The organism is Vibrio sp. B1REV9 (assembly GCF_905175395.2).
In the GTDB taxonomy this organism is placed as follows: domain Bacteria; phylum Pseudomonadota; class Gammaproteobacteria; order Enterobacterales; family Vibrionaceae; genus Vibrio; species Vibrio alfacsensis.
In genome coordinates this window covers 1172855-1189804 of sequence record NZ_HG992745.1, presented here as the reverse complement: position 1 = coordinate 1189804, position 16950 = coordinate 1172855, and the positions used below count along the sequence as shown (strand labels likewise).

16 protein-coding genes are annotated in these 16950 nt (G+C 44.1%); 4 read left to right on the top strand and 12 right to left on the bottom strand.

Translation table 11 applies throughout. From position 1 onward, the window contains the following. Window positions 1-294: 294 nt before the first annotated feature. The 6 genes from KHN78_RS11050 to KHN78_RS11025 all read right to left on the bottom strand — a co-directional run bounded on the left by KHN78_RS11050 (window position 295) and on the right by KHN78_RS11025 (window position 5398). On the bottom strand, window positions 295-1578 hold the full coding sequence (locus KHN78_RS11050; RefSeq protein WP_211916053.1) for a NupC/NupG family nucleoside CNT transporter: 1284 nt from the start codon (window positions 1576-1578) through the stop codon (window positions 295-297). Between the two features lie 204 nt (window positions 1579-1782). Continuing rightward, window positions 1783-2556: a TatD family hydrolase gene (locus tag KHN78_RS11045; protein ID WP_211916052.1), complete on the bottom strand. Its 774-nt coding sequence runs from the start codon at window positions 2554-2556 to the stop codon at window positions 1783-1785. Continuing rightward, window positions 2543-2710: a DUF5363 family protein gene (locus KHN78_RS11040; protein ID WP_211916051.1), complete on the bottom strand. Its 168-nt coding sequence runs from the start codon at window positions 2708-2710 to the stop codon at window positions 2543-2545. Before KHN78_RS11040 ends, KHN78_RS11045 begins: the two co-directional genes overlap by 14 nt. A 101-nt stretch (window positions 2711-2811) precedes the next feature. Next, window positions 2812-4401, bottom strand: a complete 1590-nt coding sequence (prfC, locus tag KHN78_RS11035) for a peptide chain release factor 3 (protein WP_211916050.1) — start codon at window positions 4399-4401, stop codon at window positions 2812-2814. 130 nt (window positions 4402-4531) lie between these two features. Continuing rightward, window positions 4532-4987: a ribosomal protein S18-alanine N-acetyltransferase gene (rimI, locus tag KHN78_RS11030; RefSeq protein ID WP_128810282.1), complete on the bottom strand. Its 456-nt coding sequence runs from the start codon at window positions 4985-4987 to the stop codon at window positions 4532-4534. Window positions 4988-4999: 12 nt separating this feature from the next. Continuing rightward, window positions 5000-5398, bottom strand: a complete 399-nt coding sequence (locus tag KHN78_RS11025; protein ID WP_211916049.1) for a DNA polymerase III subunit psi — start codon at window positions 5396-5398, stop codon at window positions 5000-5002. A gap of 63 nt (window positions 5399-5461) precedes the next feature. On the opposite strand from KHN78_RS11025, the gene KHN78_RS11020 reads away from it, so the two are divergent. Continuing rightward, window positions 5462-5914 (top strand): hypothetical protein, encoded by a 453-nt coding sequence (locus KHN78_RS11020; protein ID WP_211916048.1) that lies wholly within the window; start codon window positions 5462-5464, stop codon window positions 5912-5914. 127 nt (window positions 5915-6041) lie between these two features. Here KHN78_RS11020 and KHN78_RS11015 read toward each other — a convergent pair whose 3' ends face one another. Next, entirely contained in the window at window positions 6042-6545 is a 504-nt protein-coding gene (locus KHN78_RS11015; RefSeq protein ID WP_128810280.1) for a GNAT family N-acetyltransferase, read from the bottom strand. After that, window positions 6529-7056 (bottom strand): SCP2 domain-containing protein, encoded by a 528-nt coding sequence (locus KHN78_RS11010; protein WP_164837146.1) that lies wholly within the window; start codon window positions 7054-7056, stop codon window positions 6529-6531. The genes KHN78_RS11015 and KHN78_RS11010 overlap by 17 nt, the downstream gene beginning before the upstream one ends. Window positions 7057-7322: 266 nt before the next feature. Here KHN78_RS11010 and KHN78_RS11005 point away from each other — a divergent pair, with 266 nt between their 5' ends. The 3 genes from KHN78_RS11005 to KHN78_RS10995 all read left to right on the top strand — a co-directional run bounded on the left by KHN78_RS11005 (window position 7323) and on the right by KHN78_RS10995 (window position 11422). Beyond that, window positions 7323-9362, top strand: a complete 2040-nt coding sequence (locus tag KHN78_RS11005) for a putative bifunctional diguanylate cyclase/phosphodiesterase (RefSeq protein WP_211916047.1) — start codon at window positions 7323-7325, stop codon at window positions 9360-9362. Window positions 9363-9509: 147 nt separating this feature from the next. Further along, entirely contained in the window at window positions 9510-10523 is a 1014-nt protein-coding gene (locus KHN78_RS11000; protein ID WP_211916046.1) for a peptidase U32 family protein, read from the top strand. 20 nt (window positions 10524-10543) lie between these two features. Beyond that, window positions 10544-11422 (top strand): U32 family peptidase, encoded by an 879-nt coding sequence (locus KHN78_RS10995; RefSeq protein WP_211916540.1) that lies wholly within the window; start codon window positions 10544-10546, stop codon window positions 11420-11422. A gap of 139 nt (window positions 11423-11561) precedes the next feature. Here the strand turns inward: KHN78_RS10995 and KHN78_RS10990 are convergent, their stop codons facing one another. The 4 genes from KHN78_RS10990 to pnp form a co-directional block, all read right to left on the bottom strand. After that, entirely contained in the window at window positions 11562-12908 is a 1347-nt protein-coding gene (locus KHN78_RS10990) for an MATE family efflux transporter (protein WP_211916045.1), read from the bottom strand. Window positions 12909-12965: 57 nt separating this feature from the next. Beyond that, on the bottom strand, window positions 12966-13379 hold the full coding sequence (locus tag KHN78_RS10985; RefSeq protein WP_128810275.1) for a MarR family winged helix-turn-helix transcriptional regulator: 414 nt from the start codon (window positions 13377-13379) through the stop codon (window positions 12966-12968). 99 nt (window positions 13380-13478) lie between these two features. Further along, entirely contained in the window at window positions 13479-14402 is a 924-nt protein-coding gene (gene nlpI / locus KHN78_RS10980) for a lipoprotein NlpI (protein ID WP_128810274.1), read from the bottom strand. A gap of 174 nt (window positions 14403-14576) precedes the next feature. Further along, window positions 14577-16712 carry a polyribonucleotide nucleotidyltransferase gene (pnp, locus tag KHN78_RS10975; protein WP_128810273.1) on the bottom strand — a complete coding sequence of 712 codons (2136 nt, stop codon included), beginning with the start codon at window positions 16710-16712 and terminating at the stop codon, window positions 14577-14579. Window positions 16713-16950 lie beyond the last annotated feature (238 nt).

Genomic DNA, 16950 nt, shown 5'->3' with positions numbered 1-16950 from the left:
GCAGTTCATTTGCCCATCGAATAAGTAATATTCACTTTGTGATTAAATCATCATCATAACCACAACTTCATGATTACTACATTATAGATTTTCACCGCAAAACTGTAGCACCAAATAGAGCGCAAACGGTTTGTATCTCAAAATTTCAGTCCTATTCCATCAACGGTACAAGCCGTTAACGTCGAGCTTTGACCAGTCAATTTTACAGGCCTAAAAACGAAAAATGCCCCGCAGCAATTTCTTGCTACAGGGCATGATTTAAAACGGCGTCTATATATTAAGAACCGATTCTAATTAAAGAGCTGCAAGGCTAAGGCAGAAGCCTGCAATAGTCGCTGCCATTAGGTTAGACAACGTACCAGCAAGAACAGCTTTAATACCCATGCGAGCGATATCTGAGCGACGGTTTGGCGCAAGGCTACCTAGACCACCAAGTAGGATCGCGATAGAAGAAAGGTTCGCGAAGCCACATAGTGCGAATGAGATGATAGCCGTTGTCTTTTGAGACATTACTTCACCAGTTGCCGCAACCACTTGAGCATTTTCACCTAGGTAAGGAGTGAAGTTCAAGTACGCAACGAATTCGTTGATAACGAGTTTCTGACCGATGAATGAACCAGCAACGATTGCTTCGTCCCAAGGAACACCGATTAGGAATGCTAGTGGAGAGAACGCGTAACCTAGGATTAGCTCTAGAGTTAGTTCAGGCATACCGAACCAACCACCAATGCCACCTAGCATACCGTTGATAAGAGCAATCAGACCAACGAATGCGATTAGCATTGCACCTACGTTTAGCGCAAGTTGTAGACCAGAAGCCGCGCCGCCCGCTGCTGCGTCGATTACGTTAGCTGGTTTGTCATCGCCACCATCCATTGCTTCTTCGATATCTTCATGAGGCTTATCTGTCTCAGGGTGAAGAATCTTAGCAAATAGTAGACCACCAGGTGCTGCCATGAATGATGCAGCAACTAGGTACTCTAGCGGAACACCCATAGATGCGTAACCTGCTAGTACACCACCAGCAACAGATGCTAGACCACCACACATTACCGCGAATAGCTCAGACTGAGTCATTTTTGGAACGAATGGACGAACAACTAGAGGTGCTTCAGTTTGACCTACGAAAATGTTAGCAGCAGCTGACATTGATTCCGCACGAGAAGTACCTAGCGCTTTTTGTAGTGCACCACCAAGAATCTTGATAACCCACTGCATTGCGCCAATGTAGTAAAGAACAGAAATCAGTGCTGAGAAGAAGATCAGAGTAGGAAGAACGCGGAATGCGAAAATGAAACCGCCGCCACCGAACACTTCGAACATCTTGTCAGAAACAAGACCACCGAATAGGAATGATGAACCATTGTTACCGTAGTTGATAACGTTAGAAACACCAGTAGAGAAACCGTTTAGTAGATCACGGCCCCAAGGTACATAAAGAACAAATGCACCTAATGCGAATTGGATAGCAAATGCGCCACCCACAGTTCTTAGATTGATAGCTTTACGGTTATTAGAAAATGCAAATGCAATAGCAAGAAGCACTACCATACCGACTAGGCTCATAAACAGGCTCATAGTTTATGACTTCCTTATAAGTTATTTATTGGCGTGTTACAAAATGGAGCTATAAAGCGGGGCCAATTATACTCATGCAGCATCAATTAAAGTAATGCCACCTTCACACTTTCCTATAAGATTCATCATAAATTCACCTCCATTTGTGAGGTGTATCACAATAGATAGGAAAACGTTTTCTATTTTAAACAGCATATTTCGATTTTATTCACATATTGAGAATACTGAATTGCTATTTTCCCACAGCTGAGACGCAATCGATTGCTTATTAACTGTATGTAATTGCGACAACTCATTCAGTACGCGGATGATTTTAGCAGGGTGATTCGGTTCACCTTGATAGCCAAGTATAGGCATATCAGGGGCATCCGTTTCTAGAATCATGTGTTTCAGCGACAGCTTTTGAATGGCCTCACGTGTTTTATTGGCTCTTGGGTAAGTAATAGTGCCACCAACACCGATAAAAAAATCTAATCGAACCCATTCCATCGCCTGCTGATAACTGCCAGAAAAAGCATGCAGCACGCCACCTTTAGGTAATTTTGCCGTTTTGACCATTTGAATAAGTCGATTGTGTGCTTTTCGACTATGAAGAATAACGGGCAGTTTGAATTTTCGCGCCAGCTCAAACTGCAACTCAAGAGCTCGTTCTTGAAGATCTTCAGGAACATTGATAGCAAAATCTAAACCACACTCTCCAATTGCGACACACTGCTCACCTGCTAGTGATAACTGATGATCCAATTCCGCTAAGTGTTGCTCAAAATTATGCTGGAGAAAGTAAGGGTGGAAACCCAATGCGTAGTAAATACCCGGATATTGGTTGGCTATAGTTTGAATGCGAGACCAATTGCTTGGCCCTACTGAGGGAATCAATATGCGCTCCACTCCTTGCTCACGAGCCAGTTCATAGTGATGACTAAAATCATCTTGGAACACATCAAAATCAAAATGGCAGTGAGTATCAAACAGTTTCATTCTTCGACTTCTCTTGCGCTTTCTTATGGGTAGTGAATGTTTCATGTGCTGGATCTTTTTTATACGGCACGCAACTGCGTTTTTGATCCGGCGTTAACCCCATCTCTTTACACCAATCATCGTAGCGTTTGAGTCCTTTCTTAAACCAATTCATTTCTCACCTTCCCTACACCAAATAAAAAGCCGCCCTGAGCTAAGTGTATAGCTAAGGGCGGCTTCGAATCTAATTTGTTTTATCGAGCAGTTTCGTATTGATTAGTGTTCACGCGTCGCACGGAAATCAACATCAGGGAAACGCTCTTGCGCAAGGTTTAGGTTAACCATTGTCGGTGCAATGTAGGTTAGGTTATCACCACCATCTAGCGCTAGGTTCGCTTGGTTCTTACGTTGGAACTCGTCCAACTTCTTCGCATCACCACACTCAACCCAACGTGCTGTTGCAACGTTAACACCCTCGTAGATCGCTTCAACGTTGTATTCTGACTTCAAACGAGCCACAACCACGTCAAACTGAAGCACACCAACCGCACCTACAATTAGGTCGTTGTTTTGTAGTGGACGGAATACCTGTACCGCCCCTTCTTCAGACAGCTGAACCAAGCCTTTAAGTAGCTGCTTCTGCTTCAATGGATCTTTTAGACGAATACGACGGAACAGCTCCGGTGCGAAGTTCGGAATGCCAGAGAACTTCAGTGATTCACCTTGAGTAAACGTATCACCAATTTGGATCGTACCGTGGTTGTGTAGACCGATGATATCCCCTGCGTAAGCATTCTCAGCACGCGAACGGTCACCAGCCATAAAGGTTACCGCATCAGAAATACTGACTTGCTTACCAAGACGAACGTGGTTCATCTTCATTCCTTGCGTGTACGTGCCTGACACAATACGCATAAATGCAATGCGGTCACGGTGTTTAGGATCCATGTTTGCTTGGATCTTAAATACGAAACCAGAGAACTTATCTTCTGTTGCTTCTACATCACGCTCAACCGCTTGACGAGTTTTCGGCGCAGGTGCCCACTCAGTCAAACCATCTAGCATATGGTCTACACCGAAGTTACCCAATGCCGTACCAAAGTAAACTGGTGTCAACTCACCTTTTAAGAACAACTCAAGATCAAACTCTGGACATGCGCCCATGACCAACTCAAGCTCTTCACGTACACTTTCTGCAAGGCTCTCACCGACTTTTTCATCAAGTTCTGGGTTATCCAAGCCTTTGATGATGCGTACTTCTTGGATCTCGTGGCCGTGACCTGATTCATACAGAACTGTTTCATCGCGGTGAATGTGGTAAACACCTTTAAACTCTTTACCACAACCGATTGGCCATGTGATTGGCGCACACATCATGCCCAATTCGTTTTCAACTTCGTCCAATACTTCCATTGGATCACGAACGTCACGGTCAAGTTTGTTCATGAAAGTCACGATTGGCGTGTCGCGAAGACGCGTAACTTCCATTAACTTACGAGTACGATCCTCGACACCTTTCGCCGCATCGATAACCATCAAACACGAGTCAACCGCCGTTAGTGTGCGGTAAGTATCTTCCGAGAAGTCTTCGTGTCCAGGTGTATCAAGTAGGTTTACCAGACAATCATTGTAAGGGAACTGCATCACAGAAGTAGTAACCGAGATACCACGTTCCTTTTCCATTTCCATCCAGTCTGATTTTGCGTGCTGCGCGTTACCACGACCTTTAACCGTACCTGCTTTTTGGATTGCGTTTCCGAATAACAGTACTTTTTCAGTAATGGTGGTTTTACCCGCATCCGGGTGAGAAATAATAGCAAATGTTCTACGTTTAGAAACTTCGCCTAGAAAAGGTGTATTTGACATGAAATTGATCTTCTTTGATGTCTGGATACTTGCTTAAAAACAAAGCAAGCTTTTTTTGATTCAATATTGCGCGGTATTGTCCCCTATTATTGCGCTAGGGGCAACTTTCCTTAATGCTGATAACGGAGTCTTAATAAAAGAAGAGATAACTCATGATTATCGCATCTTCTTTGCCATTACCTGTTTTGGCTGGGTAATAACCGTAACGACGGTCAACCTCATTAAAACCAGCTTGCTCGTAAATATGGATAGCGGGCAAATTGCTTTCACGCACTTCCAACCAAGCACTCTCAGCTTTGGCTTGTTCACAGTAATCTAGAAAGGCATCAAGCAGCTTTTGTCCCAATCCTTTCCCTTGCTGACTCGGTGCAATAGCAATATTAAGCAAGGTCACTTCACCGACAATATTCTGCCCATAAAAGTAACCCACCACCTTGCCTGCATCCGTCATCACATGATGACATGCACCTCGGCTAGATAAGTCGCGAACGAGCGACTCGGCCCAAGGATGAGAATGAGCCTGTTGTTCAATTTGCCATACTTGATCTAAGTGTTCAGCGCTCATCGGCGTAATTTCAATCGTCACGCGTTTGCTCCATTAAGAATATGAACAAATCTGCAGCCATAAGGCGCGGCGCTGTTCGTTGTTACCATCAATGTCTTTTAACAGCGGCGAAGTCAGCTGTTTAGCATTAATACTCGTATCGGCCTCACAGCCAGCAAACCACACCCATTCCAAATCATGTTCACCCAAAGATGATAAACGCTCTGGCTCTAGGTGCAGCGCATCATCAAGTGAGAGCTTGATACTTTTTAGCACCCGCTCAAACATCAATGCTGTCTCATTTTCTGGACACATTGGTGAAACCAATAGGAGTTTACAAGAACTTTGCAAACGTAACATTGGCACTTGATAGTTTTCCAACCTATCTGGATGGATCAACTCCCATGTGCTGATCCCCATTTCATTTAAATACTGTTTCTCGTTTATTGACATTTTTTGTCACCTAATTGAACGAGGCAATGCTACCAAATAATCGCATGTAAAGTCAGAGGTGTTATGAAGCTTTTCCAAACAATCACTATTGCACTGCTAATCTCAACCACCAGCTTCGTTACGTTTGCTAAGAACAATGATGATAACTGGGAACTGATTGCTCAAAAAACCGTTAACTTTCAAACCGAAACAGATACCGTAGAACCGAACGGTCTATTTAAAAATCGTCAGTTTAGCAAAATCAAAATTAAGTGCATTCAAGGCACCATGAACTTCAAAAATATGAAAGTCATCATGACCGATGGTAGTGAGAAAGAACTTAAAACCATGACTGGGACATTGACTAAAGGCATGTCAACACGAGCTTGGACTCTACCAGGCTCTGAAGATGCCAAACTCAAGCGTATTGATATGGAGTACAAAAGCTGGGGCAACATGACACTCAATGCAGCTGGTGTGAGTAAAAAAGCAAAAATCGAAATTTGGGGCAAAAAGCGCGTCCAAGAGCAAGATTAGATCACTTTTCCTCTGTGACGACTCAAAAACTAAGTCTAGTCAAAAACCAAGTCTACTCAGGAAACTAAATCTGCTCAAAAAATAAAGCCCGCTATTTCTTGCGGGCTTTGTCATTCAATCTTAGCGATTATAACTCAGAAAATTCTGGCGAATAATCGATACGGCCAGAACGTCCTTCGCACTGACCTTCTGCCAATTCTGCTACGCGGAATGCACCTTGGGGTACTTCCCATGCACAGTCAAAACCCATCTCTTCTGCGGCTTTAAAACCTTGACGTGCATAGTAATCAGGATCGCCTAGTACGACACAAACTGGGTAACCGAAATCACGCAGAGAATCAAAACCCTCCTTGATCATCTCAGCAGCAATACCTTGACGACGATAATCTTCATGCACAGCCAAGGGTGCAAGCCCCTGCCACGACAAATCTTCACCGTTCAAGGTCACTGGACTAAACAGCGCGTGACCAATGACTTCGCCTTCATCGGTACATGCCACCAAAGACAAAGTAAGCTTACCGTTTTCACGTAAACGCATTACCAAATTCGCTTCAGCTTCCGTTGGGAATGTCTGCTTAAGAAGACGATCGATCGTTAAAATGTCTGCCGGAGCCTCAGTTCGAATAAGCATTCTTCACTCCGCTTTCTTGCACTGGTTCTTGCACGCCTTTTTGGACAAAGTCTGCCAATTGGTTCAGTGCCACTTGCATGGTTTTCGGTAGTTGCTCCAAATCGACACTGTCCATTAGGTTCTTCACTTCCAACCCAAGCTCAGTATCACCTTCGATAGAAAGACGACGTTGGAAGAACAGCGTGTCAGGGTCTTCTTTACGGCCCGCAATCAACACCAAATCATTAAGGTTGCCACTAAAGCTCACATCTTCTTGAACGGGCTTATCTGCTACCACCAACTTCTCATCTTGGTAACTAATGTACCAAGCTAAGTTCAAGTCTTTAATTGCTACTTTTAGCCACTTATCTTCAAGAAACTCAAAATCGCCATCTTCCAAGGCTTCTTTGAATACCATTTTAAGCCCTTCTAACAAGGCTTTTTTCTGAACAGTTTGCGGCAATAACTGGACTGGAGATCGCAAAATTGAAGCTGCATTCTTTACTAGTTGACTGCGAATCTTGTTTAACACGCTAATTATCCGTTACTTTGTCATAAGGTTGTTTATCTTACGCAATAGAGTAATACCAGTACCTGTTATGTATCAAGAAAACTATTTGTTTTAGAAATGGGCGGTTACGCCAACTATTGCGTCGACTTTTTGACTTTATCTGAATTATTGGCGCTGAGACATCGAGAAACGCTTTTATAACGTATGGTTCAAAGTTATAGTTATCAAAATAGCGTTTTTATTACACGGACGAATAATCAGGCTCATTGGAGATCGGTAACCCCTTAATGCCTTCCCAACAATTACAACATTGGTTTGCAACGCTTACCTCAAATAGCCCATTCTTTTTTGCCATTCTTGATAACAAACACAGTTATCGGATGGTGAGTGAACGCTATTGTGATATAGCAGGCCTCAATCAAGACGAACTTGTTGGGCTCAATGACAAACAAGTCTTAGGAGAAGCCTTTTATGCCAAGCTTTCTCCCTACTATGACCGCGCATTTAAAGGCGATCATGTTGAAGCAGAAATTACCCTTGATGAAACCGATCTAGAAACTAGCCTACATTTTAGTCTTTCTCCCGTGAAAGAAAGCGATGAAATCCGTTTTATTATTTTTCATGCCGTCGATACATCAGAAAAACAGATTTTAGTTCGCTCGCTAGAAGAATCCGAAACAAAGTTTGCAAAACTCACTCGTCTTCTACCTGACGGATTGCTACTCGTTGAAGATGACATCATCATCTCGGCCAACCCAGCATCAGCCCGTCTCCTTGGTTTAAATTCCCCTCATGAATTACTTGGAGAAGAAGTTTCTCGATTATTCATTGATGAAAACAGCAAAAAAGTTTTTAGTCATCCAATAAGCTCATTGCTTTCAGAGAAGCCTTTTTTATGTTTAACCAGCGCACGTTGCGGGTTCGAACGAAAAGTACGCTTGCATGCCGACCACACAGCCATTTTAGGGAATGAGTCCCAAATTATTCTTATTCAAGATGCCGATGATGCCCCAAAAGCACTTTCATCCACTGCTTCTGAAGATGCTCATATCGATAGCTTAACCAAACTTTATAATCGCTTTGGTTTTACCAAGCGGCTGGAGCAGCTCATTAAAAGCCAAACGCCCCTGCTTGTTTTTTACCTCGATATCGACAACTTTAAGAATATCAATGACTCGCTTGGTCATCATATCGGTGACAAAGTCATTCAAGAAGTTTCTGCTCGCCTTAAGCGCTCGTTACCCACTCAAGCGATTATTGGCCACCTTGGTGGGGATGAATTCGGCATTATCCTGCCAGAGCCCGAGAATAACCTCATGGCAGAAACACTGTCTGAACGCATTATTGCTCTGATCAACCAACCCTTTGATTTACACCATTTCACAAAACGCCTCGCTTGCTCTATCGGCAGTGTTCGTTACCCAGAAGATGGTCAAGATGCCCGTATCTTGTTACAAAATGCCGATACAGCTATGTACGAAGCGAAAGATCGGGGGCGAAACCGTCTGATCAAATTCAACGATCAAATGAACAAAGAAGCTCGAATGCGCTTATGGCTGGAAATCGAACTACAAAAAGCATTGCAACAAAATGGGTTAGAGGTGTGGTATCAGCCAAAAGTGAACGCGCGCGATTTCAGCATTAATGGTGCGGAAGCGTTGGTTCGTTGGAAACACCCAGTCGAGGGGTACATTAGTCCTGGCGCCTTTATTCCCGTAGCAGAACGCGCGGGGTTGATTGAACACCTTGGTAAGGTGGTCATGCGTGATGTATTTAACACGGTAAAACGTTGGAAACAACAAGGGATCCTACCTGGCCGTGTAGCAATAAATCTGTCTCCGGAACAATTTGGTAACCCTCAGCTCATTGATTTCATGGAAAAGCTGCTTCGCACAACAGAATTGGACCCAAGCTGCATCACTTTTGAGCTCACTGAGAGCGCCGTAATGAGCGACAGTGACCATACTCTACAAATGCTCAATGCGATTAAAAAACTGGGCTTTGACCTCTCCATTGATGATTTTGGTACTGGTTACTCATCACTTTCTTATCTTGCCAGATTTCCTATTGATGAACTCAAAATTGACCGCGCATTTATTAACGACATCGACACGTTGCCAAAACAAGTAACGGTGATTGAGAACATCATTAACCTCGGAAAATCTCTCGACTTAACCGTGGTTGCCGAGGGGGTAGAAACACACCAACAAGCGACACTACTCTCTAATCTGCAATGCAACTCGATACAAGGGTTCCATTTTCACCGACCACAACCTAAACATGAAGTTGAAGAACTGTTTGCACAGAACCGTCGACATAAAAACTGATCTCAGTTTCTGCAAAATTTGAGCGTTACCCCTTAATCCCAAGGGGTAAATTCTCACTTTATTGAGCTAAACCTAACTTAGGTCAATTTCGCTATTCACAATTCTTCATAAAATGCGGGCATCTTTTTCTCTCTAAATTGTGAGCATATGGAACTCTTGTGTCCTGCGGGTAACTTGCCTGCGTTAAAAACCGCGATTGATTGCGGTGCAGACGCCGTATACATCGGCTTCAAAGACGATACAAACGCTCGTCACTTTGCGGGTCTGAACTTTAATGGCAAAAAGCTTGAAAAAGCGGTGCAATATGTTCACGACCGCAATAAGAAAATCCACGTAGCGTTAAACACATTTGCACACCCGAATGGTTTTGACCGTTGGACTAACGCCGTTGATAACGCGGCCGCTCTTGGTGTCGATGCCCTTATCGTGGCTGACATCGCGGTACTTGAATACGCCGCTCGCAAATACCCTGAGCTTGAACTACACCTTTCTGTCCAAGCCTCTGCGACAAACGTTGCGGCGATTGATTTCTATAAACAGAACTTCAATGTAAAACGCGTTGTATTACCGCGCGTATTGTCTATCCATCAAGTAAAACAGTTATCACGTAATATGACGAGTGATGTTGAGCTTGAAGTATTTGCTTTTGGTAGCCTATGCATCATGTCAGAGGGGCGTTGTTACCTCTCATCATACATGACGGGCGAATCGCCAAATACGGTAGGCGCATGCTCTCCTGCGAAGTACGTACGCTGGCAAGAAACCGAACAAGGTCTAGAGTCTCGTTTAAATGACATCCTAATTGACCGCTACAGCGCTGGCGAAAATGCAGGTTATCCTACACTGTGTAAAGGCCGCTTCGATGCAGACATTGATGGTGAGAAAAAACGTTACCATGCGCTAGAAGAACCAACGAGCCTAAATACCCTGTCGATGCTACCAGAGCTGTTTGCAGCAAACGTTGCGTCAGTGAAAATTGAAGGCCGTCAGCGCAGTCCTGCTTATGTAGAGCAAGTTACGCGTACCTGGCGCGCAGCAATCGATCGTTACCAAGCAAACCCTGAAGCTTACCACGTAGAAACCGCATGGGATGCAGCACTGGCGAATGTATCGGAAGGCACGCAAACGACACTGGGTGCTTACCACCGCAAATGGCAATAGAGGTTAAGATGGATAATTCAATGAAGTACGCACTTGGCCCATTATTGTATTTTTGGCCAAAGCAAGATGTAGAAGCATTCTACGAGCAAGCAAAACAAAGTTCAGCCGATATCATCTACCTAGGCGAAACCGTGTGTTCTAAGCGTCGTGAGATGAAACCTGCGCACTGGTTTGATATTGCAAAAGATCTGTCCGCATCTGGCAAGCAAGTGGTGCTTTCAACAATGGCGCTGCTCGAAGCACCAAGCGAAGTGAACATCATGAAGAAGTACATCGACAACGGTGACTTCGCCATTGAAGCAAACGACGTATCAGGTGTTCAACTGGCTTCTGAACACAAGGTACCATTCATCGTTGGACCTGCGGTGAACACGTACAACGCACACACGCTGAACTTGTTCCTTAAACAAGGCATGATTCGTTGGTGTATGCCTGTAGAACTGTCTCGCGAATGGTTAAGTAACACGCTCGTTCAATGTGATGAACTGGGTATTCGCAACAAGTTTGAAGTGGAAGTATTTAGCCATGGTTACCTACCACTGGCTTACTCTGCACGCTGCTTTACGGCTCGGGCAGAAAACCGTGCGAAAGACGATTGTGAAACGTGTTGTATTAAGTACCCTACCGGCATTCAAGTAAGTAGCCAAGAGGGCCAAGAAGTCTTTAACCTTAATGGTATTCAAACCCAATCCGGTTACTGCTACAACCTGATCAACGATCTACCAAGTATGGACGGCCTAGTTGATGTGGTTCGTCTAAGCCCATTAGGCATCAGTACATTCTCTGAGCTTGACCGTTTCCGCTCAAATGAGAAAGGAACAAACCCTGAGAAGATTCAGGACCGTCAATGTAACGGTTACTGGCATCAACTTGCGGGTCTAGAAGTGAAGAACATCTAACCACTTCTCACAACTATCGAAGCAATAAAAAAGCGAGGCACTAACCTCGCTTTTTCGTTGCTGCTACTTTTTTACTGCTTTTAGCAATAGTTAATAGCTACTTATGAATAGCTAACTGTGAATAGCTAACTGTTCGCTACTAAGATACGTGAACCGCGGCTTCAACCGGACTCTGATTCATTAGCTTCTTAATGTCACGCCATAGCATGGTAAATACCACCAAACTTAACGCAATATTAGACAGCGGGAACGCAATCCAAATACCTGTCACGCCCAAGAGCTTTGGCATAATGAATAGGAATGGAAGTTGAACCAGCATATTTCCTATCGTAACGAACATCGCTTTACTGCCTTTGTTAACCGATTGATAGTACGCCGCTGCAACCACTAAGAAACCATCAAAGAACAAAGCGAACATGTGTAGACGAATCCCTACCACCGCGCTATCAATGAGCTCTTGATCTGAACTATTAAACACCGAGACAAACTCGTATGGGAAAATGTTCATCAAAATAACAAATGCCACGCCGCCGAGTACTGATGTTCCCATCGCGATCTTAAGTAGTTTACGAATATTGTCTTGATTGCGAGCACCATGATTGTAACTCACTAGTGGCTGCATACCGTTGGCGATACCCTCTGCAATCAGGTAATAAACCGTCACTATGTAGCCCAAAATGGCGTAGGCGCCAATAAGCAGTGCGCTGCCATGTTGCGCGAACAAACTGTTATGAAATGCCACCATCATTGCGCCGTAGGCATACATAAAGAAGCTAGAAGTACCGATCGTGACAATCTTAGGAATGACATCAAACTGCATCTTTAAGTCGCTGACCGTCAAACGCATTTTTGCTTTCGAGGTAAAGAAATACCCAACACCAAGAATAGTTACTACCATCTGCGCAAGAGCGGTCGCAATGGCTGCACCTGTCAGTTCCCAATCAAGTAACGCAATGAAAACATAATCCAACACGATATTAATAATGGCGCCAATCACCATTAAAATAGTGGCTAGGTTGGGACTATCATCGTTACGCAATAAGAATGGAACGGCTATCGAACCTAAGGAGAACACACAAGCTACGCTTAACACATGTAAGTATTGAAGACCAAGGTCATAAACTCGGCCCTCTGCACCTTGCCAGCGGATAAAATCATCAGCAAAGAAATACAGAATCGTGGCAACCATAGGCATCAGTGCAACAAGCAGCAATAAGCCTGTAGAAAGAATGCGTTTCGCGCCGTCGCTATCTTTCTCACCTTGTTTAATTGATGATAGTGCACCAGTACCTACCCCAACCATCATACCAATACCCAGAATCGAGCCGATAATTGGCCAAGAAATATTGATACCTGCTAGCCCATCGGCACCAACGTAGCGACCGATAAATATGCCGTCCACAACTTGATAGAGTCCATTTACAAGCATTGCTGCAACAGTCGGAATGGTGTATTTCCAAAACTGTTTATAAATTGAGTTTTGCATCTGTACCTTCAATAGTTAGCAAAGCTAACTAAATAGACAAAAATAAAAAATATTACTTCAATCTCCAAGCGCTTTGTTCAATAGCGCTTTCAATTGCATAGTTTCCCGCTCGCTGAGTTTTCGCGTCATTTGTGCAGAGATATCCTTATAGACAACCTGTTCCAAGGACATATCTTCAATCACCTCTTCCGTCAAAACAACACGCTTAGCTCGCGCATCTTCATTACACGGAACCCGCTTAACAAGGCCTTTTCTTTCTAAACGATCCACCATATTCGAAACCGACGGCTTAGTGACTTGCAGTTCCTCCGCCAAATCGGTGATGCGAATACCTTGTGGATTCACGTGAATGACTCGCAAATAATCGAACTCATTGAAGCTGAGATTTGAAAGGGGATCTTCTTTTGCGTAAACACGCCACGCTTTCGCGCAAAAACGCTCAAGATCAATCAGACTTTTCTCTAATGCCATCAAGTTTTATTCATTTAGTTAGCCAGGCTAACTATTTTAAATTTTAACTTTAAAACGTTCAAGCACAAAAAAGCCGCCTTATAACATGGCGGCTTTCGATTATTCTTGCTCTGTTGCCTGTTGTTCGGCTTTGAGCTTAGCTAATTGCTCTTGTTGAAGTTGCTCGTATATTTGAGTTAACTCGATGAAAGAATAGCGATGCTCGACATACTCATACACATTGAAAGAAATGGCTAATTTGTATAGCGATATGGCGTCTGCCACATTCCCTTCTAAACGGTAGCGCTTACCTAGGTAAAAATACGTTTCTGTTAGGCGCTCAGCAAGACGATAATTCTCACGAGTGCCCTCCATGATCGCTTTCAATGCGGCTTCATCCGACACATCACGCAACATGATGGCGACTAAAACCCAACCCCATTCTTCACTACGATCGCGTTGGTAACGCTGTTGAAGATTGGCCTTAGCTTGTTCAGGGTTCTGCTCTGCCTCAATAATATAGAGCCAGAGTGCGCGAAATGGATCGCTCGGCATTTCTTGATAATGCTTGGTCATATCTTCTAACGCAAGCTCGATACGACCACCATAGTAAAGCGCAATTGCTCGGTTTCGCTCTGCATAAGAGTTTTCTGGTGCAAGTTCTAAAGTGGAGTCAAAAGCTTCATACGCCGCATCAAACTCACCGACTTGAGTAAAGAACACGCCAAGTAAGTTGAAGATATCTGGCTGAGCGGGATTCAATTGCAAAGACTGGTTGAAGTCCAAACGAGCTAGGTCACGCAATCCGACACTGTCATAGTAATTACCACGCTCAAAGTGCATCTTTGCTCGTACTTCATCACTCAGGTCAGGACGTTGCAGCAACTGAGAAAGGCGAGCGATCTGGACCTCTTGCTGCACACTCGGTTGAAGAGGTACTGCCATCGGAGGGTAAATCCACTGTTCAGTTGAGTGCTGAGCGGTATTCACACACCCGGTCAGCGCGAACGCCACACATAAACTTGCGGTTTGAAACCATTTCACTAATTGGGACTCCTGTTTAGACCGCCGTAAGGTTGCTCGGTAATGCGTTCGTCTTATATAGACAAATGTAAACAAACGCACAGAACAAGCACAAAAAAGGGAGCATTATTGCTCCCCTTTTATAGCACGCTTTCAGCCTCTTAAGCTAATAAAAGACCAAAGTCGATGACTTTATTACTCGTCTTTAGCTTCAGGCGCTTCAATAGCCGCTTCTTCAGCAGGCTTTTCAACCGCTTCTTTCATACTTAGACGTACACGGCCTTGGCGGTCGATTTCAAGCACTTTAACTTGAACTTCTTGGCCTTCCGCTAGGTAGTCAGATACTTTCTCAACGCGTTTTTCAGCAATTTGAGAAATGTGTACTAGACCGTCTTTACCTGGAAGAATCGTTACAAATGCACCGAAATCAGCTAGACGTGCAACTTTACCAGTGTAGATACGGCCTACTTCAACTTCAGCAGTGATCTCTTCGATACGACGAATTGCTTCTTTCGCTGCAGCGCCTTCTGTTGCTGCAATCTTGATTGTACCGTCATCTTCGATTTCGATAGTTGTACCAGTCTCTTCCGTTAGAGCACGGATAACTGCACCACCTTTACCGATAACGTCTTTGATCTTGTCTGCGCTGATCTTCATTGTGTGAATACGCGGAGCGAACTCAGAAATGTCATCACGAGCGCCAGAGATTGCTTCATCCATTACAGATAGGATGTGCTTACGTGCACCTTGAGCTTGGTTAAGCGCAATTTGCATGATCTCTTTAGTGATACCTTCGATCTTAATGTCCATTTGAAGTGCTGTGATACCTGTGTGAGTACCTGCTACTTTAAAGTCCATATCACCAAGGTGGTCTTCGTCACCTAGGATGTCAGAAAGCACAACGAAGTCGTCGCCTTCTTTAACAAGACCCATTGCGATACCCGCAACAGATGACTTGATTGGCACACCTGCGTCCATAAGAGCAAGAGAAGTACCACATACAGAAGCCATTGAAGAAGAACCGTTAGATTCTGTGATTTCTGATACTACACGTACTGTGTATGGGAACTCATCTACAGATGGCATTACCGCAGCGATACCACGCTTAGCTAGCTTACCGTGGCCGATTTCACGACGCTTAGGAGAACCTACAAAACCAGTTTCACCTACACAGTATGGAGGGAAGTTGTAGTGTAGTAGGAAGTGATCTTTACGCTCACCAGTTAGCTCATCGATGATTTGAGCATCACGTTGTGTACCTAGAGTCGCTGTAACGATCGCCTGTGTTTCACCACGAGTGAATAGCGCACTTCCGTGAGTACGTGGAAGAACGCCAGTACGTACGTCTAGCGCACGAACCATGTCTTTCTCACGACCATCGATACGTGGGTTGCCAGCGATGATGCTACGGCGTACCACTGTCTTCTCTAGATCGTGGAAGATAGTGTGGATTTCTTTTGTATCCGCTTCAGGATCTTGAGCAAGTAGCGCTTCGTTTACTTCTGCTGCAATTTCATGAATGCGATCGTAACGAGCCATCTTCTCAGTGATTTGGTACGCTTCGACAAGCTTAGCTTCTGCTAGTTCAGCAATCTTAGTTACCAGTGCAGTGTTCTCTTCAGGAGCTACCCAATCCCAAGCTGGTGTTGCCACTTCAGCTTTGAATTCGTTGATCGCATTGATAACAACTTGTTGTTGGTCGTGACCGTAAACAACCGCTGCTAGCATTTCTTCTTCAGTTAGGTTGTCTGCTTCAGATTCAACCATTAGTACTGCTGATTCTGTACCTGCAACCACTAGGTCTAGTTTAGATGCATCTAGCTCAGTATTGCTTGGGTTTAGTACTAGTTGGCCGTTAATGTGACCAACACGTGCTGCACCGATAGGGCCGTTGAACGGAATACCAGAAATAGCAAGCGCAGCAGAAGTACCGATCATCGTTACGATGTCAGGTTGAACGTCTGGATTTACAGACATTACTGTTGCAATAACTTGAACTTCGTTTTTGAATGCATCTGGGAATAGTGGACGGATTGGACGGTCAATTAGACGAGCCGTTAACGTTTCACCTTCAGAAGGACGACCTTCACGCTTGAAGAAACCACCAGGGATTTTACCTGCAGCGTATGTACGCTCTTGGTAGTTTACAGTTAGTGGGAAGAAATCTTGACCCGCAACTGCTTCTTTCTTACCTACAACTGAAACGAATACTGCTGTATCGTCCATTGTAACCATTACTGCTGCTGTAGCTTGACGAGCGATAACGCCAGTTTCTAGGGTAACTGTGTGGTTACCGTACTGGAACGTTTTAACAACTGGTTTTTCGAACATTGTTATTCCTTGTTTCTAATTTTTCTCTATGAATAGAAAAATCTCAGAATGTGTTAATAGACACTCAAAGCATTACGAATCGCGACTAGTAAAAATGGACTGAGTCAAACTGAAGTGCATTTTTAATAGTCGCGACCTTTTGGTCGACGTGGTTGACTGTAATGTATTGAGCTGATTAAAACCTCTAAACGAGATTTAGCCGCGTGTAGTATAACGGCATAAGTGTGATTTGGCTAAG

What these genes read in the sequence shown, in the direction of transcription:
- KHN78_RS10985 (WP_128810275.1), bottom strand. Translation starts at nt 13,379, where the DNA reads ATGGCATTAGAGAAAAGTCTGATTGATCTTGAGCGTTTTTGCGCGAAA.
- KHN78_RS11005 (WP_211916047.1), top strand. Translation starts at nt 7,323, where the DNA reads ATGCCTTCCCAACAATTACAACATTGGTTTGCAACGCTTACCTCAAAT.
- KHN78_RS11050 (WP_211916053.1), bottom strand. Translation starts at nt 1,578, where the DNA reads ATGAGCCTGTTTATGAGCCTAGTCGGTATGGTAGTGCTTCTTGCTATT.
- KHN78_RS10990 (WP_211916045.1), bottom strand. Translation starts at nt 12,908, where the DNA reads ATGCAAAACTCAATTTATAAACAGTTTTGGAAATACACCATTCCGACT.
- pnp (WP_128810273.1), bottom strand. Translation starts at nt 16,712, where the DNA reads ATGTTCGAAAAACCAGTTGTTAAAACGTTCCAGTACGGTAACCACACA.
- KHN78_RS11045 (WP_211916052.1), bottom strand. Translation starts at nt 2,556, where the DNA reads ATGAAACTGTTTGATACTCACTGCCATTTTGATTTTGATGTGTTCCAA.
- prfC (WP_211916050.1), bottom strand. Translation starts at nt 4,401, where the DNA reads ATGTCAAATACACCTTTTCTAGGCGAAGTTTCTAAACGTAGAACATTT.
- KHN78_RS11015 (WP_128810280.1), bottom strand. Translation starts at nt 6,545, where the DNA reads ATGCTTATTCGAACTGAGGCTCCGGCAGACATTTTAACGATCGATCGT.
- KHN78_RS11040 (WP_211916051.1), bottom strand. Translation starts at nt 2,710, where the DNA reads ATGAATTGGTTTAAGAAAGGACTCAAACGCTACGATGATTGGTGTAAA.
- KHN78_RS11025 (WP_211916049.1), bottom strand. Translation starts at nt 5,398, where the DNA reads ATGTCAATAAACGAGAAACAGTATTTAAATGAAATGGGGATCAGCACA.
- KHN78_RS11000 (WP_211916046.1), top strand. Translation starts at nt 9,510, where the DNA reads ATGGAACTCTTGTGTCCTGCGGGTAACTTGCCTGCGTTAAAAACCGCG.
- KHN78_RS11020 (WP_211916048.1), top strand. Translation starts at nt 5,462, where the DNA reads ATGAAGCTTTTCCAAACAATCACTATTGCACTGCTAATCTCAACCACC.
- KHN78_RS10995 (WP_211916540.1), top strand. Translation starts at nt 10,544, where the DNA reads ATGAAGTACGCACTTGGCCCATTATTGTATTTTTGGCCAAAGCAAGAT.